The 24,643-nt window shown below is 41.1% G+C and carries 21 protein-coding genes; 13 read left to right on the forward strand and 8 right to left on the reverse strand.

The features are described 5' to 3' along the window. Window positions 1-3 precede the first annotated feature (3 nt). Window positions 4-837, forward strand: coding sequence for a hypothetical protein (locus E4S40_RS10480; RefSeq protein WP_135073774.1), 834 nt, complete (start codon window positions 4-6; stop codon window positions 835-837). Here E4S40_RS10480 and E4S40_RS10485 read toward each other — a convergent pair whose 3' ends face one another. Next, window positions 838-1,983, reverse strand: a complete 1,146-nt coding sequence (locus E4S40_RS10485; RefSeq protein WP_135073776.1) for a cystathionine gamma-synthase — start codon at window positions 1,981-1,983, stop codon at window positions 838-840. Between the two features lie 99 nt (window positions 1,984-2,082). On the opposite strand from E4S40_RS10485, the gene E4S40_RS10490 reads away from it, so the two are divergent. Beyond that, on the forward strand, window positions 2,083-2,778 hold the full coding sequence (locus E4S40_RS10490; RefSeq protein ID WP_135073778.1) for a TVP38/TMEM64 family protein: 696 nt from the start codon (window positions 2,083-2,085) through the stop codon (window positions 2,776-2,778). Here the strand turns inward: E4S40_RS10490 and porU2 are convergent. After that, complete coding sequence (porU2, locus tag E4S40_RS10495) at window positions 2,775-7,793, reverse strand: putative type IX secretion system sortase PorU2 (protein WP_135073780.1); 5,019 nt, start codon at window positions 7,791-7,793, stop codon at window positions 2,775-2,777. The two genes, E4S40_RS10490 and porU2, sit on opposite strands and share 4 nt — an antisense overlap. Further along, the gene (locus E4S40_RS10500) at window positions 7,781-8,869 is read right to left on the reverse strand and encodes a putative type IX sorting system protein PorV2 (protein ID WP_237563189.1); all 1,089 of its coding nucleotides are present in this window, start codon (window positions 8,867-8,869) and stop codon (window positions 7,781-7,783) included. The genes porU2 and E4S40_RS10500 overlap by 13 nt, the downstream gene beginning before the upstream one ends. Before the next feature lie 387 nt (window positions 8,870-9,256). On the opposite strand from E4S40_RS10500, the gene E4S40_RS10505 reads away from it, so the two are divergent. From E4S40_RS10505 to E4S40_RS10545, 9 genes are all read left to right on the forward strand, one after another. Further along, the gene (locus E4S40_RS10505; RefSeq protein ID WP_135073782.1) at window positions 9,257-9,586 is read left to right on the forward strand and encodes a PadR family transcriptional regulator; all 330 of its coding nucleotides are present in this window, start codon (window positions 9,257-9,259) and stop codon (window positions 9,584-9,586) included. Window positions 9,587-9,631: 45 nt separating this feature from the next. Further along, window positions 9,632-11,590 (forward strand): PspC domain-containing protein, encoded by a 1,959-nt coding sequence (locus E4S40_RS10510; protein ID WP_135073784.1) that lies wholly within the window; start codon window positions 9,632-9,634, stop codon window positions 11,588-11,590. A gap of 59 nt (window positions 11,591-11,649) precedes the next feature. Then, window positions 11,650-13,050 (forward strand): MBL fold metallo-hydrolase RNA specificity domain-containing protein, encoded by a 1,401-nt coding sequence (locus tag E4S40_RS10515; RefSeq protein ID WP_135073786.1) that lies wholly within the window; start codon window positions 11,650-11,652, stop codon window positions 13,048-13,050. A 10-nt stretch (window positions 13,051-13,060) separates the two neighbouring features. Next, window positions 13,061-13,528, forward strand: coding sequence for a carboxypeptidase regulatory-like domain-containing protein (locus tag E4S40_RS10520; protein ID WP_135073788.1), 468 nt, complete (start codon window positions 13,061-13,063; stop codon window positions 13,526-13,528). Between the two features lie 102 nt (window positions 13,529-13,630). Beyond that, window positions 13,631-14,200, forward strand: coding sequence for an RNA polymerase sigma factor (locus tag E4S40_RS10525; protein WP_135073790.1), 570 nt, complete (start codon window positions 13,631-13,633; stop codon window positions 14,198-14,200). After that, window positions 14,193-14,984, forward strand: a complete 792-nt coding sequence (locus E4S40_RS10530; protein WP_135073792.1) for a hypothetical protein — start codon at window positions 14,193-14,195, stop codon at window positions 14,982-14,984. Before E4S40_RS10525 ends, E4S40_RS10530 begins: the two co-directional genes overlap by 8 nt. A gap of 36 nt (window positions 14,985-15,020) precedes the next feature. Next, on the forward strand, window positions 15,021-16,055 hold the full coding sequence (locus E4S40_RS10535; protein ID WP_135073793.1) for an outer membrane beta-barrel protein: 1,035 nt from the start codon (window positions 15,021-15,023) through the stop codon (window positions 16,053-16,055). A 41-nt stretch (window positions 16,056-16,096) separates the two neighbouring features. Next, window positions 16,097-16,912, forward strand: a complete 816-nt coding sequence (locus E4S40_RS10540; RefSeq protein WP_135073795.1) for a porin family protein — start codon at window positions 16,097-16,099, stop codon at window positions 16,910-16,912. An 11-nt stretch (window positions 16,913-16,923) separates the two neighbouring features. Further along, a complete protein-coding gene (locus E4S40_RS10545; protein WP_135073797.1) occupies window positions 16,924-17,853 on the forward strand; it encodes a DUF4097 family beta strand repeat-containing protein in 930 nt (309 codons plus the stop codon). A 179-nt stretch (window positions 17,854-18,032) separates the two neighbouring features. On the opposite strand, the gene E4S40_RS10550 is transcribed toward E4S40_RS10545, so the two are convergent. Then, complete coding sequence (locus tag E4S40_RS10550) at window positions 18,033-18,557, reverse strand: hypothetical protein (protein WP_135073799.1); 525 nt, start codon at window positions 18,555-18,557, stop codon at window positions 18,033-18,035. Continuing rightward, complete coding sequence (locus tag E4S40_RS10555) at window positions 18,529-19,632, reverse strand: ferredoxin--NADP reductase (protein WP_135073801.1); 1,104 nt, start codon at window positions 19,630-19,632, stop codon at window positions 18,529-18,531. Before E4S40_RS10555 ends, E4S40_RS10550 begins: the two co-directional genes overlap by 29 nt. Before the next feature lie 200 nt (window positions 19,633-19,832). Here E4S40_RS10555 and purB point away from each other — a divergent pair, with 200 nt between their 5' ends. After that, window positions 19,833-21,176: an adenylosuccinate lyase gene (gene purB, locus E4S40_RS10560; protein ID WP_135073803.1), complete on the forward strand. Its 1,344-nt coding sequence runs from the start codon at window positions 19,833-19,835 to the stop codon at window positions 21,174-21,176. A gap of 249 nt (window positions 21,177-21,425) precedes the next feature. Here purB and E4S40_RS10565 read toward each other — a convergent pair whose 3' ends face one another. From E4S40_RS10565 to E4S40_RS10575, 3 genes are all read right to left on the reverse strand, one after another. Further along, window positions 21,426-21,947: a transposase gene (locus E4S40_RS10565; protein WP_135073805.1), complete on the reverse strand. Its 522-nt coding sequence runs from the start codon at window positions 21,945-21,947 to the stop codon at window positions 21,426-21,428. 260 nt (window positions 21,948-22,207) lie between these two features. Next, entirely contained in the window at window positions 22,208-23,137 is a 930-nt protein-coding gene (ctlX, locus tag E4S40_RS10570; protein WP_237563174.1) for a citrulline utilization hydrolase CtlX, read from the reverse strand. A 1-nt stretch (window position 23,138) separates the two neighbouring features. Then, window positions 23,139-24,011, reverse strand: coding sequence for a hypothetical protein (locus E4S40_RS10575; RefSeq protein ID WP_135073807.1), 873 nt, complete (start codon window positions 24,009-24,011; stop codon window positions 23,139-23,141). Between the two features lie 130 nt (window positions 24,012-24,141). Between E4S40_RS10575 and E4S40_RS10580 the strand changes: the two genes are divergently transcribed. Further along, entirely contained in the window at window positions 24,142-24,567 is a 426-nt protein-coding gene (locus E4S40_RS10580; protein WP_135074471.1) for a hypothetical protein, read from the forward strand. Window positions 24,568-24,643: the final 76 nt, after the last annotated feature.

Here is a 24,643-nt window from a genome sequence, read left to right on the forward strand (position 1 = left end):
CCCATGCAGACTAAAGTCTCCCGGATTTTTGAATTGTTTGAGAAAAACTTGAAAGAAGCCAAAAGTCTTTTTCTCGAACTGAGCAAGCAGATTAAGTCCAAGAAAGCTGCCTTGCTTTACGAAAAGCTGGAATATTTGGAAATATTCGGGGAGCTTCTGGGCAAAATCCATTTTGACAAAGAAGAATTTGCCAATCAACTTTTTCGGGATTTTCGGATTCTTCAAAAAGACCTTAAAAAAATCATCCGTCTTAAGACGGTAGAAAATGGTCTTCGGGATAGGCAAATTGTAAAAAATCAAACCTACAGAAGTTACGAGGCATTCCTAGCTGATCACAAAAAGGGCTTGCATACGGAAGCTTTTGACCGAATTGTAGGAGGAACGATCTCCAAATGGGAAAGATTAAATGAGGAAGTAAAAAATGGAAGTAATGGACACAAGCCAATAACCATTAGTACAGCCATACATCAATTAGTCAATGAAGAGCTGGAATTTTTCCATGTTGACTGGAAAAAAGGCTTGGATGCCAAGGCCTGTAAGGATATGGATGCTGGACTTCGAAAAATCCTCCACCTCGAGTTTATCCTCCAATATCTTGGATTCAACCCCATTTTTGTGACAACAATCCATGAAGAAATGGAAGGATTGCTTCAGGCCCTTTCTAAATGGTACAACAACCACCTCGAACTTCAATCCCTTTCTCAATATCTATCAGACAAAGAACAGGTATCCAAGAAATATCTGGACTGGATTAAGGAACTACAAGTCAAAAAGAAAAGCCTGTCTTCCAACGTAGAAAAACAGGCTCAAGAATTATTTCAAAAGATTTTAGATTGATCAAATCGCTTCCAAAGCCTTTGCGATATCATTTTTTAAATCCTCGGCATCCTCAATACCTACGCTAAGTCTGATTAAAGAATCAACCAATCCCACTTTCTCACGCTCTTCCTTAGGAATACTAGCATGGGTCATAGTGGCTGGATGACCGCAAAGGGATTCTACTCCTCCTAGAGATTCTGCAAGAGAGAATAATTTGAAGTTCTCCATTACTTTTTTCGCATCCTCCAGACGATTTCCAACCAAGGTAAAAGAGATCATCCCACCAAAATCACGCATTTGCTTCTTTGCGATATCATGGTTTGGATGGTCCTCAAATCCGGGCCAGTAAACCTTTTCAACTTTTGGATGATTCTTCAAATAGGCTGCAATAGTTTTTCCATTTTGAGAATGACGCTCCATCCGAATATGAAGAGTTTTGATTCCTCGCAACACCAAGAAACAATCTTGAGGTCCAGGAGTAGCACCGGAGGCATTTTGTAAAAACACCAAGCGCTCTGCTAAAACATCGTCATTAACCACCAAAGCACCCATCACCACATCCGAATGCCCTCCCAGATACTTGGTCACAGAGTGCATAACGATATCAGCTCCTAGATCCAGGGGATTTTGGAGGAATGGAGAAGCAAAGGTATTGTCCACAGCGAGCAATACTCCGTGATTCTTAGCGATTTTTGCCACCTCCACGATATCAATAATATTCATCATGGGGTTGGTTGGTGTTTCTACCCAAATCAACTTCGTGTTGGAATTGATCTTTTCTTCGATCGCATCCATATCAGACATTGGCACGAAATGGAATTTGATTCCAAATGGCTCGAATACTTTGGTAAATAGCCTGTAAGTTCCGCCATATAAATCGCTGGTACTGATGATTTCATCGCCAGGACGGAAGAGCTTCATCACCGCGTCAATTGCACCCAGTCCAGAAGAAAAACAAATTCCATGTTTTCCATTTTCCAGCGCTGCCAAATTTTGTTGCAAAGCTGTTCGGGTAGGGTTATGAGTACGAGAATACTCATAGCCTTTGTGATCTCCGGGCGAACGCTGTACGTAGGTGGAAGTTTGATAAATAGGAGTCATAATCGCTCCTGTACTCGGATCTGGCTCTACACCCGCGTGGATAGCTTTGGTACCGAATTTCATAGATTTTCAGTGTATTTTGAGATTCTTATTATTCGTATCGAAATGAGCGGCATAAACTTGCTATACTTGCAAGCCAGCCTTCCTTGAGGGAGACCAAATATGACAAAAAAGGGCAGTTTTTTCAATCAATTTCTTCAATACCTGAAAAATCATCCTGCAGCGAGCATTGCATGGGTTTGGGCGGTAAGTATTCCTTTTTTAGGCAGCCTTTTTTTAGCTGGAAATTATGAGTCAATTCTAGAAAAAGAACCGGACAGTTTATTTGATTTTACTCTCCTCGCTCTTCTTGCTTCAGCCATCATGGGGTTAGCCATACTACCCACTACTCTGACTGCGCTTTTTACTGGTTTTTGGCTTGGGTGGAATGGATTCCTTTGGTTAGTCGCCGCATATTCTCTGGCAAATGTGTTGGGTTATGGGGTTGGAAAATACCTGAACTTAGATTTCTTGAATTTTCTCTCAAAAAAATCTCCGACTTTCTACCAAGAGCTCGAGCAAAAAAAAAGTAATTGGGGGGCTTTGATATTTTTTATTCGCATAAGCCCTGTGATCCCTTTTGCTATTTCCAATCTTCTTTTTGCCTCCCTTCAGGTTCCGCTTCGCAAAGTGTTGCTCTACGGCATTCCGGGAATGTTACCCCGAACCATCATGGCTTTTTTAGCCGGAATCGTGGCTAGTGATTTTATGGAAGCAAAAAACAATCTCCAGGAACCTTGGCAAATTACTTTGCTGATCCTCTTACTAATAATTAGTATTTGGGGAATTTGGATTAATTGGAAAAAGTCCAAATCCTAGCGCAAGAGGTACATTTTCCCATAGCCTTGACGGAAAGCTCGGTCCCCTGCAGTTGGACGATGTTCCATGAATTGGCCATTTTTACGAACCAATACGCGATAGATATACACCCCATTGGCTAGTTGGTCTCCGTATTCATCGCGACCATCCCAAGCATATTCTGTGATATTATTCCCTATCCGAATTGGCCCCAATTCTTCCTGTAAAATCTCTCTCACCACTCGTCCTGTGACCGTCATAATTTGAATTTTAATTTCATCCGGGATTTCTGCACCAGTCACAGTAAACACGAACCGGACACTGGTACTAAATGGATTCGGATAAGGGTAGAAATTCGTGATTTGAGATTCATTCACCACCTCAAAAGTCACCTGATAAGGCTCCGGTGAATCTTCATTTTGAACCTTTAAGGTGTACATTCCATCCTCTAGTGGTCCTGGTTGGAAGGAAACTCTAAAATCCTGATTTTCTGAGGCAGGAATCCATGTCAGCTTTGGATCCGAAAAATTGATTCGCTCAAATTCGCAGGACTCACAGTTTTTCTTGAGGAAAATATCAAGTCCTACTGTGTCTTTTTTATAGATAAGACTTTGGTCATTTTTCAGAATGGTATTGATCAAAACAGTAGGAGAAACGATATCCCCATCCATAATATAAATTCCATCAAAATTCACATCAAGTAAGGCTTGGCTGTCATCCGCCTCCACTTCGAAATAGATTCCTAAATCGACTTGATTGTTTCGATAAGTCTGTTCTGGCAAAATTCTCGGATTGGCAAAAATCTGTACTTCATAGCTTCCCGATTTTCCAATGGTATTGAACTCAATCACATGCGAAAAAGACTCTCCTGCTTTCAAGGCAGGAAACTTTTTAGAGAAATTCTCTACAGCTCTTGTTCGTGAATTGGTGATTTTCCAATCAACTTGTATGGAGTCCAAAAAGTCCAAATTGGAGACATTCGTAAATTCAAATGGAAGCGTCCCAACCTGTCCTTCTCGAAGACGAGCACTTTCTGCATTGGATTGAACCACTAGGGCTCCTTCCGGAACTCCAGTATAATTTACCTGCCAGAAATTCAAATCAGCTGGATCGGTAGACGCCGGATCGTCCATAAGATATCTCAGCCGCAGGAATGGATAATTTTCTGAATTGATAAAAGAAAGATCTACTTGCTGATCTTGTATTCCACCCAATAGAATTTCCTCTTCACCGGTATTATTGATTCCGATAATATCGAAGCTGGTTAATTGCTCATCTATCCAAGGTCGCTCATTGATACGCTGAATCATGCGCTCCCAATTACTGGAAGGTCCGATTTGAGGAGTCACAATTACGCCTTCACTGATATATCCCTGCAATGCCGTTTTGAAACTCAAGGTTTGCTGGCTAGCCGGCAATTCAAAATCAGGATTCCCAATAATCTCCAGGGCTTCGCCTGGCTTCATTCCTTTTCTTCCATAAAGGATATAAGGATCACCCGATTTTAGATTTCGAAGTGTGACCTCACTCGCTCCAAACTCCTTCAATCGGGCATAAGCCTGATCAGGCCAATCATCGAAATTGACACTGCCCACTGAAAATATAACCACATAATCTCCTTCAGGGACATTCTCGGTGTAATCATCCAACATGGTGCGGCCCGGAGCAACGATCCAAGCATTTCGAATGCTTTGAATCAATTGAGGCGGTCGGCCACAGGATCTACTATCCAAAATATCAAAACCTGGAACAGGAACCGGGAGATATGGTTGCAAGGTTTTTTGCTGGAAAGTGACCAATCCTAAGGAACCATTTGGACAAAGTCGGCTATTGGCATTGTTGACATTATCTATGATCTGAGGTACGTCATTCAGGTAAAACTGGGTATTTCTGAATGACAGAGTATCAACCTGAGCTCCGATGGTAAATACCTCAAAACCTAAACTTTGCTCCAGATATTCCCATTGAGAGGCCGACTCATCGAGCTTAAGATTGTCCAGTAAATTTTCATTTAACTGTGGGATTTCCCGCTGGGTCCAGCCTTCCGGTCCATTTTGGATAAAGGAAAAGGAAGAATTAGTCCAAGCATCAGTTTCTCCTGGCAATGGTTCTTGATACTTGGATCTCCAATAGTAGGTAAGTGAATCATTTCCGGCTAATAAATCTATATTCCATCGGAAAAGTCCTTTGGTAGGGATTCTAATTTCTTTGCGGTAAGCAGAATTGAAATTAGATGCTGTATCCAACTGAACAATGATGGTTCTTTCCAAATCATTCTTTCCAGGAACTTGCCCAACTAGTTCAAGTTCTTTCGTATTAATAATTCCATAATTCAGCGGGAATAGGTGAAGCGTCCCACTGAGTGGAATAAATTGGGTGAAGCTGATTTGGTTATTAGAAAAAGCCATCTCATCCACCTCCTGCTTTCTATTCACTTCCAGTTCAAATACATTCTCTCCAGCAGAGTTTATCTCTTGATTTGGAATAGAAAAAAACAAGGTATCCAAGCGATTCGTAGAAGGAATTTTAACTTCTGGATAATCAATTACCGTCCCATCCGGTAATCTTCGACGAATGCGATAATGAATCGAATCTCGACTTGTAATTCCAATATTTCGAAGAACAAAACTCAACTTCAAGCTGTCGGAAAGCGAAGAAATCGGATCATTTGAAAAACTCTCAATTCTCACTTCCGACTCATTTAAAAAATAATCCGGCTTATCAGCTGGAAACAGACGAACTCCAGGATCTCCCAATAAAATCATCTGCTCCATGTGGGAATAATTCAGGGGATTAGTCCCATAGAGTTCAATCAAACGGGTTTCGGAACCTCTTTTCACTTCTCCTACCGTTTGGTAAATAGTCGCACTATCGGCAAAGGCCTCCAAATAAAATTGCTCCGAATACCTTCTCAGGTACACATCCACACCAATAGATGAATTTGCAAGTATGTTGGAAGCTCCTTTTTCAGCAGCCATTACCCAATCTTCTCCTTGGGTGTAATTTGTACCAAAAGCACTACCATAATCGCAGCCATTGAAAAGCATGACTGGATACTTTCCTTTGTTCTGATAATTGATGGTCGGATCGGAAGCAAAACCGATATCGATATCCAAAATAGTCGGAGATCCATGCCCGAAGAAGGTTACCAATGATCTACCCTCATTTAAGTCTCCAGTGATGTCGATGACTTCTACCACACTATTGGATCGTTTTCGGTAGGTAGTCACATTTCCTCCTAAAAATGGCCCCTCAGCGATTGCCTTAAACCCATTTAGAAAACTGAAATAACGATCCAATTCCAACTCAGAAACTCCCCCTCCCAAATGAATCAATTCTTTTTGCCAAGGAGCTGACAAGCCTACCTCATCTTTTTCTATGGCTTTTTTGAGATAGATTTCAAGTTCCTGTGAATTTTTTGCTGGGATTCGGCCGATGGCTATGGCTGGTATATTTGGATTTTCTGGATCCAAACCAACCACAAATTCATTATCCGAAAAAGGATATCCCGCCACAGGAATCAGACTTTGGAAAGGAAAAATGGAAGGTTTATTCCGGTAGAAATACGTAATCCCTCCATCTCTCGCAGTGGAGTAAATTGCCAATCCTCTTCCAGCTAATAACACGTGAGAAGGTCGATGAACCGGATAATATGCTTTTAAAAAGTTGACCAAAGCCAAAGGAGTCTCTTCCCCAAAGGAAAACTGATTGTACAAATCCTCCATCAAAAGAGTCAAGGTATCGTAGCTACCTCCAAGAGACGAGGCCCGATGCTCCGCATAGGCTTTTAATGGATTTTCAAACTCCGTTCCTGCTTTTTCTAATTCACGATGCCCAACCAATAAGTAATTCGCAGATTGTGAAAGGTAATCGCGAAAACGAATCTTTTCCAGTTGGGTTACATCCTGAATATGAGCTTCATTTTCTAACCAAATTCGACTAGCTCTACCTTCTTTCCCTACCTGTAATCTCAATTCATTTCCACTTTGGCCCAAAAGTAGACGCTCTGGATTTTCCAAATCGAAAACATCAATAGCACTGTAAGTTTGAGACAAACTGGATAAACGAACCTGAGAAATTCCCGCTGGTACCTCCATTGTTTCAAACTCCAATTCTCCATTTGCAGGAGCTTTTTGATAAACTATGCGGGCATATGTAATCGAAATATTATCCGTTGACTCTGCCCCAATCGGACTAACCGTAATCAGAATATTCCCAGAAGGGTCAAAGTCTGCATACTGAAGCGGGATTTCTAAGTAAATCGTATTGAAATTTTCAAATTCAGCCTGCTGAGCTATCCGAAGCGTAGCATTATTTTTCCCGACACTGATTCTTGCCAAATGTGCATTTAGTGATCTACCAACAAGTCCTATTTCTAATTTTGGAGAACCAGCATTGACGATTTGACCTAGATTTTCGAAAGCGATTGACCGTACATTTCCCTTTGTCAAGACTGAACTCATCCAACCTTCCCCTATGTCGTATTTTGAAAGTCGGAAGCCCAGAGCATACGAATTCCCCAAGGAAAACTGCTCCCCAAAAACCTGAATTTTTGAGCTTTGATAATTTGATATTTGGGGAAGTTCGGCAGGTGGTGCTAATCGAACCGCCATTCGTTTCCCTTGTCGATTTGGCTGTATGGTCAGGAAAAATGCAGTACTATCTGAATGCGTATTGTAGTAAGGGTTTACTGGAATAATATCTCTATAAAGGACAGAGTCCAAAGTGGCATCATTTCGCTTTCCAAAAAATTCGATGAAATCCCCTGCATCCAATCGTCCATCTCCTTCTCCCTCCACATGAATCGCGATCTCTTTACCTCGATGGTACATGCTCAAATTCCGAGGATCCAGCGAATTCAGATTGATCCCTGCAGCCTCCAATGCTTCAGGACGAATTCGGTAGATTCCGTCACTTCCGGTTTTGATTTTGTAATAATCTTGGTCAAAGGAATACCAAGCCCCGTCTTGCGCGGCAAGAGGCAAAGCCCAAAAAAGGAGCAGAACAATTCTTAATGCTGACTTCAATACTCCCATCCTTTAAATTTTCTATCTTCTTCCTTCAACTTCTCCAAAGAAACCTTTACACTAAAGATATGTGAATAAGGCGTGTCTGAAACATTCCCAATATCTGATAATGCATAGTCAATTTGGAAGCGCTCATTTATAATAAACCCTAATCCAGTGCTAGGAAGAAAATTCAAATTACGCTCTCCCTGAAAATTCTTGATGTATTGGAGATTGCTAATTCCGGCCCGAATAAATACCGATTTCTTAAAACCTAATTCCAAACCTAGGCGAGGATCAATGCTCAAAAGGGAAGTTGAAATCACCGTATTTCTGTTACCATCAAAGGTCATTTCTAAGTCCAATGCAGAAGTCAGAGCAAACTTTTCTCCGAAACTCCAGATATAGGAAACACTGCTGATGGCACGAGGCAATGTCAATTCCACTGAATTGAGCGGGATTTCGTTGTTGGTGGAAGAATAAATATCTCTAACCAATTCGGCATTGTGCGCCCATGCATTAAAAGTGGTAGTGATATCCCGCAGCATCAGCCCAACGGTCAATTTTTTATGGACATACATTCCTCCCACATCAAGTCCAAAACCCCAAGCTGAAGCGAATTTCCCAACATTTCGATGGATCACCTTGGCATTAGCTCCAACCTTAATCTTATCAGAAATAGCCCTTGCATAGGTTAACAAAAGGGCATAATCCGCCGCATTGAAAAATTGGATATTGTTATAATTCAAAGCTCCATTTGCATCGTAAAGAAATCTGGTATCAGGAATATCATCTACCCCAAAACGGATCAATGATACGGCAATTTGGCTCTGATCTTTCAATGGAGTGGTAAAGGCTAAATAATCGAACTGAGCGATCCCCGCAAAATATTCCGCATGCATCAAGGTAGCCTCATACTTGTGATTGGTCCCAAAAAGACCCGCAGGATTCCAGAAGGAAGCAGTGACATCACGGACAGCCGAAACCTGTGCTCCTCCCATTCCCAAAGCCCGAGCTCCTACTCCGATATTCAAAAACTCATTGGAATATTTGGGTGTCAAGTCTTGACCAGCTGCTTCTGACAGATGGCAAAATAAAAAAAGTATACAGCCGAAAAGCCTTAGAAAAGATCCTAGATTCTTAATCACAATTCCAAAATAACCAAAATCTTTTTAGACAAATTACTGGATTCAATTTTCTCGAAAACTTGATCGGTTTATGTACACAATCGGACAGTTTTCTGTACGTAAATTAACATTTATTTGGAGCATTCTTGAAGCCCAGAAAATACTTTGAAAAAATTTTCCAAAATGAGCTTTTCTCAAAAAAGCGCCCAATTCGATCAAAAAAGCACTTTTTAAAAAAATCAAATGCATAAAACCTCTTCTTTATGCCTAGAATTAGGTAATACAAGGTAGCTTGGAAAAGATTGGTATCATTTTTCATCCTTGAAGAGTGAGGAAAAAAATCTTTTCCACTAAAAAACCAACCTTATGAATATTGCCAACACACAAATTCAAATGAGAAAAGGGCTTTTGGAGCTTTGTGTTCTTCATATCATATCTAGGGGCGAAGTATACACCTCGGATTTGATTGAAGAGCTCACTCAAGCCCAGATAATCGTGGTAGAAGGCACTCTCTATCCCCTTCTAAATCGTCTCAAATCCTCCGAACTAGTCGAATATCGATGGGTGGAATCCGAATCCGGACCACCTAGAAAGTACTATTCGATTACAGATCAAGGAAAAGAGTTTCTAGAAACACTTCAGGATACCTGGAATTCTCTGATGAACTCCACCCAAGCAATCACCCAAAAGAAATGAAATCGGAACTAGTATCCGGAAGCAGACGAAAAAATTGACAAGACCATGAAAAAGACAATAAGTATCAACATCAGCGGAATCTTATTCCACATCGAAGAGGATGGCTATGATACCTTGCGCAAATACCTTGACGCGATCAATAAGCATTTCTCTTCCTACCCCGACAATCAGGAAATCATCTCGGATATCGAAAATCGTATTGCTGAGATTTTCCTTAGCAACCTGAAAAACAATAAGCAGGTCATCACTGCTGAAAATGTAGACAACCTCATCAAAAAAATGGGGACCATCGCTGATTTCGTTTCTGTGGAGGAAAACGAAACAGAAAAAGAGCAGAATGAAGAAAAAGCAAGCTCAGATGATTTCTACAAGTATGTGACCCCACCGGATGCGGACAAAAAGGGCTATAAAAAATTGATGCGATCCGAACCCAAAAAGATCTTGGGTGGGGTTTGCGCAGGAATCGCCAACTATTTCCGAATCGATCCACTTTGGGTACGACTGATTGCCTTACTACTACTATTTAGCGGGAATATCAACGGATCCTGGAGCGGACCGGGTCTCTTTTTGTTTGATGACTTCCGCTTGAAGTTTTCCTTTGGACTATTTGCTGTGGTGGCATATATCGTCCTGTGGATTATACTTCCAGTAAGTTATGACTATGAGGAAGACAAGAATATCAAAAAACTCTATCGAAACCCGGATGATAAAGCCCTGGGTGGGGTTGCCAGCGGATTAGCTGCCTATTTCGGCGTAGAAGTTCTTTGGATACGCTTGGCTTTTGTTTTCCTAACTATTGCCGGGGGTTCCGGAGTCTTGATTTACCTCATCCTTTGGATCATCACCCCGGTGGCCATGTCTATCACTGAGCGAATCAAAATGAAGGGAGGAGAAATTACCCTCGACAATATAGATTCTACTTTGAAAGAAAACATGAATCCTGTGCCTCCCCAACCGGAGTCAACTTTAAAGAAAATCGTTATGACTCCGTTCCGGATTTTGGGACAAGTCATTGAAGCAATCGGAAAAGCCTTGGGACCTTTGGGCAAATTCATATTCGCCATATTCCGAATAGTATTTGGTCTCATAGTCTTATTTATCGGGCTCGCAATTACCATTACTCCGATTTTGACTTTGGCATTCTTCTTTGAATACCTCAATCCAAATGAGTACATCATCGAAACCAATCAGGTTCCTTTTGAACTATTCACCGGGATTATACCAGATTGGTTAGCGATCAGCTCCTCTTTCCTTTTGATCATTCCAGGAATCATATTCATGCTCTTGGGCTTGAGTGTGCTGATCAAAAAGAACCTTGTTGGAAATAGATTTGGATTGGTGGCCTTCGTTATCTGGTTGTTGTTCCTAGGAATCACTTTATTCCAGATCCCAAGAATTGCTTCACAGTTTAAAGAAGAAAACTGGCATAGAATCTCTGAAACTATCCCAGTAACCGAGGGCACTATGTTATTGACCTTGGATACCCAAGCGGAGGATCCTGACTTTAATGAAGTTAGCATGAAAATTGAAGGTACCGCTGATTCATTGGTTACCTTGGAAAAAGAGTTTTTCTCTCGAGGAAAAAGCAAGGCAGAGTCCTTGGAAAATGCCAAAATGTTAGGTTACCAAGTTTCAGTATTGGATTCCATCGTTACTTTCCCTCCGGGATTTGATTATAGTGCGATGGATGTCTTTAGAGACCAAAAAGTGAACCTTGTCTTGAAGGTTCCTTATGAAAAACCATTCTTGATGGATCGTTCACTGTTGGATATTCTTAGAAACACGCTATACCGAAACGGATATAAATCCAGTGATGTACGGGAGAAAAACATTTGGGCCTTCAATGAAGCTGGTCTAGTCTGTCTGACCTGTGGGATAACTTCGGATGAAACTGAAAATCAGAATCAAAGTGATGAAGAGAGTGAAGAAGAACAACTCAACCGGGAAAAGTTAGATAGTCTATCGCGGGTCAAATACCTGCAGCGTTTAGACTCTGTTGAATAAAAACCGGGGCATCCAAGCAAGGATGCCCCTTTTTTTGTATCTTCTCCAAAAAAACAACCATGGATATTAGCGTGAAATTTTTGGGTGGAGCCGGCTCAGTAACAGGCTCAAAATATTTAGTAGATACGGGTGATTTTGAATTTTTGGTTGACTGCGGACTCTTTCAGGGAAGGCGGGAACTCCGGGAGCGAAACTGGGATAAATTCCCCATGCCATTGGATCAAATGGAAGCCGTCGTATTGACCCATGCACACCTTGACCATGTGGGCTATTTACCTCGGTTGGTAAAGCAGGGTTTTACTGGTCCGATTTATTGTACAGAAGCTACGGCTGAGTTAGCAAAAATTTTATTGCTCGATTCGGGAAAACTCCAAGAAGAAGAGGCAGAATATGCCCGGAAAAAAGGGTATTCAAGACATGATGATCCCCAGCCGCTATATTCTATGGAGGATGCCGAAAAGGTATTTCCCCAATTTTTTCCCTGCGATTTCGAAACTCCTATTGAAATCAATCCTAACATCCATGTGACTTTTTTCCATGCAGGACATATTCTCGGAGCCTCCATCGTGAAGATTGTAATCCAAGGAGAGCAGCAAAAAAAACGCTTGGTATTTTCAGGGGATTTAGGACGTTACCACGACCCTATTCTATTCCCTCCTACTCGCATTCCAAAGGCAGATATTCTCTGGATAGAATCCACTTATGGGAACCGGATTTCAGAAAAAGTCAAACCAGAGGATGAACTTCGAGATGCCATTTTGGACATTTTTGATAGAGGAGGATTGGCCATTATCCCATCCTTTGCAATTGGAAGGACTCAATTGATTATGTATTACATTTTCCAGTTGATGGAAAAAGGAAAAATTCCAAAAGTCCCGGTTTTTGCAGATTCTCCCATGGGGATCAATGCCACGGAATTATACATGAAGTTCAAATCCGACCATCGACTTGCTGCAGTTTTGGAGGAAGATGAGGCCCACCCATTTGATTTTCCTCAACTGAAATACTTCAAGAAACAAGAAGAGTCGAAATCGCTCAATGAATATAGAGGCAATGCCATTATCATTTCAGCATCTGGAATGGCCACCGGTGGGCGTGTCCTCCACCATCTCTATCACCATCTTCCCAATGAGCGAAATGGGATTATTTTCGTCGGCTATCAAGCCGAAGGTACCCGAGGAAGGAGACTTGTAGAAGGTGAAAAGTTTGTCACCATCTATGGACAGCAGGTCCCTGTCAATGCGAAGATTTACCAAATGGAAAATCTTTCCGCGCATGCAGACCAGGAAGAACTGATGGAATGGGCCGAGGGGTTTTGTGAAAAGCCAAAAATGACTTTTGTGATTCACGGAGAAGAAGAAAGTTCGGAAGAACTCGCCATGAAATTGAAAAATGAGTTGGGCTGGAATACGATCATCCCTAATTATCTTGAATCTGTCATGCTTTTTGAGGGAATTTGAAAAAACCACCATGCAAAAGACATCCTACATCCTTTTTATTTTAGTACTTGTGCTCATGAATTTTTCCTGCAAAACCCAAACATCAGATAATCAAGGGATTTCAGGAAAAATCACTTGGCTAGAAGGAAATCAAATGCCCATGATTTCTGAAGACGGTTCAGCCACTCCACCCAATCCAAAGGGTATTCCAGTAAAACGGACGATTTTAATTTACCCACTGACCAATTTGGCTGATTCTAAAATGGATGATGGCCTTTTTATACAAGTGAAGGGAGAACCAATCGCCAAAACTGAATCTGATGAAAATGGAGAATACGCTTTGGAGTTGAGTCCGGGGAGGTATTCCATATTTACCCAGGAAGAAGACGGGCTTTTTGCCAATCTATTTGATGGAGAGGGAAATATCCAACCTGTGACCATCCGAGAGAAAGAATGGACTACTTTAGATATTATCATCAACTATAAAGCCGTATTTTAACCTATTGATTAATAGCTATTTGTAATTTTTTTTAACTTTTTTTCACTGGAGAAGCAACCTTTTCCAAAAGATTCACATCTACCTCCATGAAAGCAAACCAGAATGTTCTCTAGAACCGACTATTCTACCGAAGACAAACTCATAAAAGGATGCCTGAAAGGTGATCGGTCAGCCCAGCGGGCCCTCTATGAGCGGTATTCGGGGAAGTTTCTGGCTATTTGCATTCGCTATCTCAAGGATAGAGAACACGCTGAAGATGTCATGATTGAAAGCTTTATGAAGATTTTCGAAAAACTACCCCAATACGAATCTAGGGGGAGTTTTGAAGGTTGGATGAAGCGAATCGTGGTTACCCAGGCGCTCATGACCTTGAGAAGCAATCGACACCTGATGATGGAAGTACACGTGGAAGAAGATCATGAATACGAGCATTTTCACTACGAAAGCACCGAGCTTGAGGCAGATGAACTTAGAGAACTCGTAGAGAGCCTACCGGTAGGTTATCGCACAGTCTTCAACTTGTATGCAATCGAGGGCTATGCCCATCAGGAAATTGCCGAATTGCTGGGAATTACGGAAAGTACCTCCAAATCCCAACTGAATCGGGCAAGAAATACCTTAAAAGAAAAAATTGCCAGTCTACAACTCAAAGAAAGGAGAATAAATGGCTAAGAAGAATGAACATATCGATGTGATTTTCCGGGAGAAGTTGGAAAATCATGAGGTCAAGCCCAGTCAATTGGCATGGGAACGCCTTGAACATCAACTTCCAAAAGAGGAAAAATCTAGTACACGAATCTATTGGTGGGCTGCGGCAGCTGCTGTGTTGGTCATCTTCCTCGTAGGTTCCCTGCTTCGCAACCCATCCCAACCTTTTGAAGAGGAACAGTTGACTGCAGAAAAAGTCGAAACTGCCGAAAATCAACCAAGTCAAGCACCTGAAGTTGTGGAAGATTTGGTAGCAGACAATACTCCAATTGAAACAGAAGAAAATTCAACACCAATAATTGAAAAACCTAAACAAGAAATCACGAATCAAAAGCCCCAATCTACTCCAGAAATAAAAAATCAATTCGAAGAACCATCTAAAAATCTAATTGCTGAAGCTCAAATCCCAGAAAAAGAGGAAATAGAAGAAGAAAAAATCAATCAGGCAGAGATTGCGCCAATTACCCTTCCAATCGAGCGGGAAATCCCGGAATTGAAGCCAATGGATTTGAACCAAGCAGTAGCGGAATTGAAGACGGAAGAACCCCAAGAACCTACCTATAAAGTGACCATCATATCCGATGGAATCAAAGATGACAAAAACCTCATTGCCGGCATCGGTAAAAAAGTGGACCAGGTAGGCGGTATTTTGGGAAAAGTAGATGAGGGCTTTGCTAATCTTCAGGATGCGAAAAACAACCTTTTCGCGAGCCTGACCACTAGAAAAGAAAAAATGACCGAAGAGTAATAAAAAAGATCACCAACCCATTATTTGAAAACTAAGATGAAAAAATACCTGCTATTATTTTGTTTGATGGCTCTTGTTCAAGTGGCTTTTGCCGCAGAAATGCCATCCTTCGATCACCAAATCAACAAGGATTCCGTGATCGTGGAATTCGGAAAATCCGGAAGAGTCGTCATTATCGTGGACAGTAAGGACGATTTTGAAAAACTGAAGTCCATGAATATCAATGAGATCATCCGATCCTTGGATTTGGAAGAAAATGAAGATACCGGTGAATTGACCATTGTAGAAATTCGCAAAAAAGACGGTACTACCAAAGAAGTGGTCAAAGTAAGGGAAGATGGTCTCGAGACTGAAGTTCAAATCGGAGGCATGCGCGTCTATGTAGATGAATCCGGAGAAAATACCAAGGTCAAAATCGAAACCAATAAATCTAAGAAACAGGAACCTCCTTTCCGTACCTATTTCAACATTGACCTGGGTGTAAATAATTACCTCAATCCAGATGGGCAATTTCCTTCCTCTGACAATCCTTATGCTGTAAAAGGCTGGGGTAGCTGGAATTTGGGATTAAACTGGATGGCCGCTCAGCGGATTTCCAAAGGCTTCTATTGGGATTTTGGTATAGGTTTTCAGTTCTACAACTTCAAGTTTGAAAACCGCGATTTCCAGGCTATACGAGGAGACAATCAAATTGAATTCATTCAGCGAAATGATGTCAATGGCTTCAAAAGCAAGATCTCTGCATCTTACATCACAGCCATGACCATGCTTGAATTGGACTTCGGTAAAATGAATGATAATGGCCGTAGAGGCCTTCGAATCGCAGCCGGACCTTATGCTGGATATAGACTTGGCGGCCAATCCAAATACGCATATAAGGAATTAGGCGGATCAGGAAGAAAGAAAGACAAGCAGAATACCGGCCTGTATCTGAACAATTTCCGATATGGTGTCCGAGGTGAAATCGGAGTAGGCCGTGTTACCTTCTTTACCACATATGACCTTAATACACTATTCCAAGAGAATAAAGGCCCTGAGCTAAATCCGATCACTTTTGGGATAGTCTTCTAAATAGAATTTGAATCCTGTCCTTTATTTTAAACTAAACCAACATGCAAAAGCGCTTTTTATTACTGACTTTCATTACCCTTTTCTCAACAATCGCCATGGCCCAGGAAGCCGATACAAGCGGGGTCAAAAAGGAAAAAGTTTATACAGTTCTTGGAAATAGCTGGAAGGTTACCAAGTACGATGACGGTACCAAGGTGATTGAATGGGAAGATGATAAAGATGACACCCCTAAAATCAGAAGCAAGAAAAGTAAGTTTCACTACAACTTCCTGGAAAGCGAAGTAGGGATCAATATCTATCCAAATGACAAAGGTGCTCCCCAAGTAAAACCTTGGGGGAGCTGGTATGTCTCCCTTCATTCAACCGGTACCTGGAAGATTAGCAAAAACTTCCATCTTCGATCTACACTGGGAGTCAATTGGTATAACTTCAAGTTTGAAGAACGAAATATCATAGCTGTGAAAAACCCAGATGGATTGGCTTTTGTGGATTTTGACCAACTTCCCAATGGTCCGGAAGGCACGCCTACCAAATCAAAAATCTCAGCTTCCTATGCGACAGTTAGTCTTGTGCCTACCATCCGAACCAATAACGGTAACTTTCGATTTGGTGCCGGTGGCTATGCAGGCTACCGCTTAGGGGGAAGAGGAAAATATGTCTATGACGATTTGGATGGGGAAAAGCAAAAAGTCTTCACCAAATCCAATATGTACTTTGAAAACTTCCGCTATGGTCTCCGAGGAGAAATCGGAGTCGGTGATGTCACCTTTTTCTTTAATTATGATTTAAATGATTTGTTCCAACCTGGCTTAGGCCCCGAGCTGCAAGCTATGAGTTTTGGAATCCGACTTGACTAAATAAAAAACAGATGAAAAAAACTTTAAAAACTCTTCCCCTAGGCCTAGCCTTTCTCTTTTTGGCCACAATTACCTTTGCTCAAAATGTACTTGTCGACGTCAACAAAAGCTATCCGGGCATCAATAGACTGGAAGTTGAAGGCGGTTGGCTTGATGTGAGCTATGAAGGAGGCTCAGGTACTGACGTACAGGTTGAAGCCTATTTACAATCCAATGATGAGGATCAGGATATTGTCTTTGTGACAGTAGGTGATGTACTGAAAATCAAATACGAGCGAAAGTCAAAGAATTGGACTTGGTCTAACGGCCAAAATAAAGGCTGGATCAAAATCACAGGACCTGAATCCATTGAAATCAATTTCAGAAACAGCTCAGGAAACACCAGTGTACGAAATGTTGCTTCTGAAGAGACCTATATGAAAGTGACTTCAGGTCGAATTTCTGCGGAAGGAATTGATGGTGATTTGACTATTGGAGCTACTTCAGGGAGGTTAAGCGTATCCGATGTATCTGGAAGTGTTATGGCTTCTCTCACTTCAGGAAATGCTGACATCAATCAAGTGTCAGGGGATGTAAATTATAAATCCACCAGTGGATCTCTGGACGCTTCTCAAATTGATGGAGAACTAAATGTAGAATTCACATCGGGAAGAGCAGTTTTGGAAAGCATTGGTCAGTTAGGAGAACTGAAATTTACTTCAGGTTCCATCCGAGCAGAGGAAGTGGGATTAGGCCCAAATACTAGCTTCTCTGGTTCTTCCGGCAACTTCCGAATTCAGACTTATTCTAACTTGGAAGACTTCAATTTCGACTTAAGCTCCTCATCAGGAAGCTTACAGGTAGGAGATAGAAAAACATCCAAAAAATTGGAAGTCGATAATGGTGCAGATGCCTGGATAAAAGGAAGAATTACTTCTGGAAGTATCTCTATAGAAAACTAAACCAACTCTTTTAATATAGATAAAAGAGGCTATTTCAACGAGCTCTTTTGTCATCTTGAGTGGCTGCCTTGCAGTCAAAAAGGAAGTCGAAATATGGTTTTATTCAACCACTAGGCTTCGACTCCGCTCAGCCTGACAAAAGAGAGTATTGAAATAGCCTCTTTTCGTTTTTTTAAGCATCAATCCGGTCTAGAAATCGCCCGAAGAATTTCAGTTTCTTCCTTGTTAAGTTTTAACAATCTTTTGGCTCGATCTGGAGAAACTTTTGCCAAAGAAAAGAATACCAATACAAGTGCGAAGAGTATGACAAACCAGGCACTCTTGAAAAACAATAAGCCTATCGTACTCAGCAAGGAAATGACAAATAGTAGGAAGAATCGCTTTTTAGAGGAATCTAGGTAATTGATAACCTTTTCCTCAAAACTGTCCAATGATCGGGATTTTTTGAGGTCTTGCCTAAAAATCAGGTACTGCCCAATAAGCAATCCAAACCCTATTCCATTGATCAAGCCTTTGAAGAAATCAGGGATCTCGGGTAGTTCCCAATGCAAATTGCCTGAATTGTAGTACAAATAAACCAAACCAAACATTGGCAAGGCCACCAACATCAAGATCAACAAAGTAACTTCCTGGCTTCGGTAATGCTTTTTAAGCTTCGCTACATCCAATTCCATCTTATTCAATGGTGATAGCGATGTCTTCACTGACAGCTCGGGAAGAACAGCAAAGAATATAACCTTGTTCCAACTCTTTCGGACTCAATCCAGCGTCTTCATCCATTTTGACTTTACCAGAAGTGATTCTTCCTCTACAGGCAGTGCAAAGCCCACTTTGACAACTATATGGCATATCCAAGCCCGCTTCCAAGCCCGCTTCCAAAATGGTTTTGTCAGGTGCAACTGTAACTACGTGTTCTTCGCCTTCTAAGGTAATTTTCACATCTCGAGTCATCAAACCTTGGGTAATTCCTGCTTTTGCATCGGCTTTTGCCTGATCTGCTGCAGCGGAGAAAAATGATTCACGATGGATGCGATCTTTATCTACACCAATTTCCTCAAGGACAGATTCAGCTGTCTCCATGATTCCATCCGGTCCACACAGGAAATAAATTTCCTCATAACGCTGCTCATATTCCGCATTAGCAACCAATTCATGGAATTTTTCCTTATTCAGTCGACCGCGGGTTCCTTTCCAGTTTTCACTAGGCTGGCTTAGCACATGTTCGATTTTCAGTCGATCCGGATTTGCTTTTTGCAATTGATCCAACTGATTTTTAAAAATAATCTGCTCCTCATTACGGCTGCTATAAATCAGCGTAATGATGGATTTGGGTTCATTGATCAAAACTGATTTGATAATCCCCATGATAGGCGTAATCCCACTCCCTCCAGCTACCAAGATGAAGTGGCGCTGATTTCCTGAGTGAAAATCAACTGTAAAGCTTCCTAATGGAGGCAAAACATTGATTGTTTTACCAGGGAAAATTTGATCGTTAAGGTAATTGGAGAAAAGGCCACCCTCTACTCGCTTTACTGCAATTCCCGGAAAAGGATCGACAAACGGAGAGGTACAAAGACTGTAAGACCTTCTTTGTTCCTTCCCATCAAAATCCATAATCAGTGTGAGAAATTGACCAGGCTTGTAATCCAGATAGGGTTCCGGCTGTTCAAAATAAATACTTACCGTATCGGGAGTTTCCCGAACCACCTCTCTAACTTTCAGTGGTAGGTAGTTCGATTTTTTAGATTCAGGCTTTTTCTTCTTGAATAAATTAAACATGTCTTTCGGGACAATTTAGGGTGTAAAAATACGGAGCCAATCGAGAAATCGGCTTCTAATTTTAGGTTTTCATTAAGCAAACCGCAAAAAGTCAATTGAAGTTTGCTATTCGATAGAATTATTATTGGCAGCAGGCATTTTTTCAGGCTATCCACTAAATTGCGACAGAATTAATCTTTCAGCACCCAATACCAATTAACATGGAATTCAATGCCTTGACAGCAGTGAGTTCGGTTGACGGCCGGTATGCCTCCAAAACCGAACCATTAAGAGCCTATTTTTCAGAATTTGCCCTTATCAAATATCGGGTTCATGTAGAGGTAGAATACTTTATCGCCCTTTGTGAATTACCGCTTCCTCAATTGGCCGGCTTCGATACGGATCTTTTTTCGGCTCTGAGAAATATCGTGAAAAACTTCTCTTTGGTAGATGCTCAATCCATCAAGGAAACAGAGAAAATCACCAACCACGATGTCAAGGCAGTAGAGTATTTCCTGAAAGAGAAATTTGATGAATTGGGACAGGAGCAATACAAGGAGTTTATCCACTTCGGCCTGACTTCCCAAGACATCAACAATACTGCCACGCCTCTCATGCTGAAAGAAGGACTGGAAAAGGTGATTTTTCCACAATTGAATGAGGTGATTGCAAAGTTGAAGCAGCAGGCTAAGGCTTGGGAAAACATCCCCATGCTAGCTAAAACTCATGGGCAACCTGCGTCTCCTACCCGACTTGGGAAAGAAATTCAGGTGTTCATTACTCGAATTGAGAATCAGCTTGAGCAGTTAAAAGGAATACCTTATTCAGCCAAATTCGGTGGAGCTACCGGTAATATGAATGCCCACAAAGTGGCTTACCCAAAGCAACCTTGGAATGATTTTGCAGAGCATTTTGTCGGCCATTACCTAGGACTTTCCAGATCCTACCCTACTACTCAAATTGAGCATTACGATAATTTGGCTGCCCTTTTTGATTGCCTCAAGCGAATCAATACCATCCTTCTCGATCTCTCCAAGGATGTTTGGCAGTATGTTTCGATGAATTACTTCAAGCAAAAAATTAAAGCCGGAGAAGTTGGCTCTTCTGCCATGCCTCATAAAGTCAACCCCATTGATTTTGAAAATGCAGAAGGGAATTTAGGAATTGCCAATGCACTCTTTGAGCATCTATCTGCCAAACTACCTATTTCAAGATTACAGCGGGATTTGACCGATAGTACGGTTCTCCGCGTTATTGGGGTACCGCTTGGTCATATGCTGATTTCTTTGGAGTCTTTGAAAAAAGGCTTGGGTAAACTTGAACTCAATGAAGCGGCTATTCATGCGGATTTAGAGGAAAACTGGGCTGTGGTGGCAGAAGCAATTCAAACTATTCTCCGAAGAGAAGGCTTCCCAAAACCTTACGAAGCGCTGAAAGACCTCACTCGAACCAATGAAAAAATTACTCAACATTCAATCGCGCGCTTTATTGATGGATTGGAGATTTCTGATGAATTAAAAACCGAATTGAAGGCGATATCTCCTTTCAATTACACAGGGATTTGATTCAGAGGGCAGGTTTCAGTGGGCAGTAGGCAGTAGGCAGTGAGCAGTAAACAGTTGGCTGCACTGCCGTTGTGAGTGTCTCCACTCACAACTCAATCTAATACTCTTTTGGAAAAACGTGAGTGAAGACACTCACGTGGGCAAGGATTGACAAGGGTTTAGGCTCTTGGCAAAAAAATCTCAGCCATCATGCATCTAGCAGAGCCACGATTCGCAGTTGTGAGTGTCTTCACTCACAACTCATTATTCTTAAAGCCTTTCCCCAATATGCGTTAAAAATCCGAATCTATCATTTCCATATTCATAAAACTCAAAGGAAGAATAGGGATATAAAATTGGATCTTCAACCAACATCCATTTTCCTCTACAAGGATTATTATGAATATATGAAAGCTTTTGATATGCTACTGAAGGAGTAAATAATTCAATAGCTAAAGAATCTCTTTGCCAAAATGAATGAGATTTGTTTGCTTCATCTACTTTGAAATGATTTAAGATTTCTGATTGATTAGCTCTCAAGGCTAAAAGAAATTTATGAGAAGTAAATTTCAAAAAACTCGCATGTGGCATCTCTTTGCCATTTAAATCGATATTTTCAATTATTAAATGGATATGGTTTGGCATAAAAACAAACCCATAAAAATTTAATTGATTTTTTGTTGCCAAATAGCGTAAACTATCGATCAAGATTTTCATAAAACCTTCTCTTTCGAGAAGAGGATACCAGTTTTTTATAGTCGCTGTAAAAAAATAAACCCTATTTAATTCCATCAGACGTTCGTTTTTACCTTAAAAATTAATGATGAATTAAGGGATTTCAAAAACTCACCCATTCCCCGCCTATGTGAGTAAAATTAATAATTTAAGCCAAAAAGGTACACGTGAGTGAAGACACTCACGTGGGCAATGGGTTTCAGTGGGCAGTAGGCTGCACTGCCGTTGTGAGTGTCTCCATTCACAACTCAATCTTATACTCTTTTGGCTGAAACACGTGAGTGAAAACACTCACGTGGGCAAGGATTGACAAGGGTTTAGGCTCTTGGTAAAAAAATCTCAGCCATCATACACCTAGCTGAACCACCACCTAGCTTTTCAATAGTTGGAATCTGAGGACTGATAATAGTTGTATACTTTTCAATCATTTGGATTTGGCCGGCATTGAGGGAATCGTAGGCAGCTTGAGACATAACTGTGAATTTCTCCCCTCCATCATTTCTCACTTCCAACATATTTCCGGCAAAGTGGAATTTCTGCTTTGCTGTAATCGGAATTACTTTTTTTCCTGATTTAGTCAAACTTTCCTGAACCTTTTGTCGATCCAAAGCTCTAACAATACTTTCTAGACAAACCACTGCAAATTCCGTCCCCACATGCATCATCACATTGGTGTGATAGATTGGAATTAATTGCCCATCTACTTCCTGAGCTGCTTCAAATGAAATCACTTGATAGCCCAAAATTTTGGATAAATAATCCAAAGGAACGGCATGTGTGCGCTCAGAATAGCATGCATAGATCACCTTGGCATCATGGTCCATAACCATACTTCCTGTCCCCTCCAAATACTGTCCATCTTGCTCAAAAAAACTCAAATCCACGATTTCATTCACCTTAAACCCAAGACTCATCAACTGCTCAATGATATCCTTTCGGCGCTCCAAACGCCTGTTGGGAGAAAACATGGGATAAAGAATCAAACGACCATCAGGATGGGTTGAAAACCAATTGTTCGGAAAAATCGCATCAGTTTTTACTGGCTCTTCGGTATCCTCTACTACTATAACTTCCACACCCTGATCCCGAAGAAGAGCTACAAATCCATCAAATTCCTGCCTCGCTAAAAATCGAATGACTTGAGAAGGCCGCTCATCCTGCTGTTGGTATATATTATTGGCAGCAGTATCAACATTAAAACCGAAGTTGGCCGGACGAACCATCAATATGGTGGATGCAGTCTGCATATTATTTTTGAGCGGGGTAACAGTACAACACAGGATCAATCGAAAAACGCTTCTCTGAAATCGTATAATAAGTTTTTCCAGTTTGCCCAAAACCTATGGCCTCACCTTGTGGTTCAGGCACATAGGGTAAAACGACAGGGTCTTTCTTCAAAACTTCCAAAAGGGATTGACCTTTTTCCCGCTTCCAATAAAATACCGACTCATAATTTTTGATTAGAATTTGAGTTCCATCAGCCGAAATATCACCCGCGGTAGACATGGTAAAAGGAAGGTTGAAATGAGAGGTTAATTCCGTTTTATCTGGACTTTCGAAGGCATCTTGTTCAAAACTGTAAAGCGAATTTTTGGAATCCCTTTTGGAAAGAATGTAGACTGTTCCATCCCAAGGATCCACCATTAGGGTCTCAGCATCCCTGGCACCTTTGGGATATTCCAATCTAGCCAATTCGACGGCGATAGTGGCTGATTCAATTTTTTCAGGTTCAGGAAAACGATAGACCCCAATTTCCCTGTGCACTCCTGCATTATCTCCAATTTCCCCTACAAAAACATAACTTTTTCCATCTGGGCCAGGCCCAACAGCAATATCCTCCCAATCTCGATTTTCCAAACCTTCCAATTCCAATTTTCCCAGTTCATTCCCCATCGAATCCAATAAATACACTGCTGCTTCTCCTCCACTGTCGGTGTGCATATAAATCAAATTTGGATGCTTTCGGGAAAAAGCCATTCCACTTACCTCCTCCAAGAGAGGATTGCGAATCGTAGTTACCTTTTCGCCTTCTTTGAAAGGAGATTTTTGATTGCCCGTTTCTTGTGCAATAAGTGGACAAGCCAGAATTAGGAATAAAATGATAAGGAAAGAATATCGCATGCTTAAAATTAAAGATATGGATGTGGAATTCCCCGAAATCAAAGTAATTTAATTGGAATAAAGCAATCAGTATAAATTTGAGGTGTTGGATATCAACAGACTAGGGTCGATAATGATTTAAATGGAAAAGATGGATCCACTTTTGAAAAAACTGAATTATAAGGAAGGACAGAAAATCAAAATCTGGAATTTACCGAATGAACTTTCAGCTATTGTAGAGGACTGGACTAAAGAAGGATTCATTGCCGACGCTATTGAAAAAGCTGATTTTTTACTTGGATTTGTTCAAGATGAAGAATCGATCCGAGCTCAATTTGAAGAAATGAAAGAATTCCTCAACGGAGATGAAATTCTTTGGTTTGCCTACCCAAAAGGCAGTTCAAAACGCTACAAAGCAAGCATCAATCGGGATAAAGGCTGGAAAGTTTTGGGAGAAAATGACATGGAAGCCGTCCGACAAATCGCAATCAATGAAGACTGGTCGGCCCTGCGATTCCGTAAGATTCAATTCATCAAAACCATGACTAGAAAGTTTAGTGCAAAAGATCAATCTTGATCGAAGGAGAATTCTTGGTGACTTTGGTCTCCGAATAAGGGAATTTAATTTCCTTAGTTGGAGATTGTTTTACTCA

It is taken from the genome of Algoriphagus kandeliae (assembly GCF_004571135.1).
In the GTDB taxonomy this organism is placed as follows: Bacteria; Bacteroidota; Bacteroidia; order Cytophagales; family Cyclobacteriaceae; genus Algoriphagus; species Algoriphagus kandeliae.

Excerpts from the sequence above, each read along its gene's own strand:
- E4S40_RS10485 (WP_135073776.1), bottom strand. The coding sequence starts at position 1,983 with ATGAAATTCGGTACCAAAGCTATCCACGCGGGTGTAGAGCCAGATCCG.
- E4S40_RS10490 (WP_135073778.1), top strand. The coding sequence starts at position 2,083 with ATGACAAAAAAGGGCAGTTTTTTCAATCAATTTCTTCAATACCTGAAA.
- E4S40_RS10575 (WP_135073807.1), bottom strand. The coding sequence starts at position 24,011 with ATGCGATATTCTTTCCTTATCATTTTATTCCTAATTCTGGCTTGTCCA.
- porU2 (WP_135073780.1), bottom strand. The coding sequence starts at position 7,793 with ATGGGAGTATTGAAGTCAGCATTAAGAATTGTTCTGCTCCTTTTTTGG.
- E4S40_RS10545 (WP_135073797.1), top strand. The coding sequence starts at position 16,924 with ATGAAAAAAACTTTAAAAACTCTTCCCCTAGGCCTAGCCTTTCTCTTT.
- E4S40_RS10565 (WP_135073805.1), bottom strand. The coding sequence starts at position 21,947 with ATGGAATTAAATAGGGTTTATTTTTTTACAGCGACTATAAAAAACTGG.
- purB (WP_135073803.1), top strand. The coding sequence starts at position 19,833 with ATGGAATTCAATGCCTTGACAGCAGTGAGTTCGGTTGACGGCCGGTAT.
- E4S40_RS10505 (WP_135073782.1), top strand. The coding sequence starts at position 9,257 with ATGAATATTGCCAACACACAAATTCAAATGAGAAAAGGGCTTTTGGAG.
- E4S40_RS10525 (WP_135073790.1), top strand. The coding sequence starts at position 13,631 with ATGTTCTCTAGAACCGACTATTCTACCGAAGACAAACTCATAAAAGGA.
- E4S40_RS10535 (WP_135073793.1), top strand. The coding sequence starts at position 15,021 with ATGAAAAAATACCTGCTATTATTTTGTTTGATGGCTCTTGTTCAAGTG.
- E4S40_RS10530 (WP_135073792.1), top strand. The coding sequence starts at position 14,193 with ATGGCTAAGAAGAATGAACATATCGATGTGATTTTCCGGGAGAAGTTG.
- E4S40_RS10515 (WP_135073786.1), top strand. The coding sequence starts at position 11,650 with ATGGATATTAGCGTGAAATTTTTGGGTGGAGCCGGCTCAGTAACAGGC.
- E4S40_RS10480 (WP_135073774.1), top strand. The coding sequence starts at position 4 with ATGCAGACTAAAGTCTCCCGGATTTTTGAATTGTTTGAGAAAAACTTG.
- E4S40_RS10510 (WP_135073784.1), top strand. The coding sequence starts at position 9,632 with ATGAAAAAGACAATAAGTATCAACATCAGCGGAATCTTATTCCACATC.
- E4S40_RS10540 (WP_135073795.1), top strand. The coding sequence starts at position 16,097 with ATGCAAAAGCGCTTTTTATTACTGACTTTCATTACCCTTTTCTCAACA.
- ctlX (WP_237563174.1), bottom strand. The coding sequence starts at position 23,137 with ATGCAGACTGCATCCACCATATTGATGGTTCGTCCGGCCAACTTCGGT.
- E4S40_RS10520 (WP_135073788.1), top strand. The coding sequence starts at position 13,061 with ATGCAAAAGACATCCTACATCCTTTTTATTTTAGTACTTGTGCTCATG.
- E4S40_RS10555 (WP_135073801.1), bottom strand. The coding sequence starts at position 19,632 with ATGTTTAATTTATTCAAGAAGAAAAAGCCTGAATCTAAAAAATCGAAC.
- E4S40_RS10580 (WP_135074471.1), top strand. The coding sequence starts at position 24,142 with ATGGATCCACTTTTGAAAAAACTGAATTATAAGGAAGGACAGAAAATC.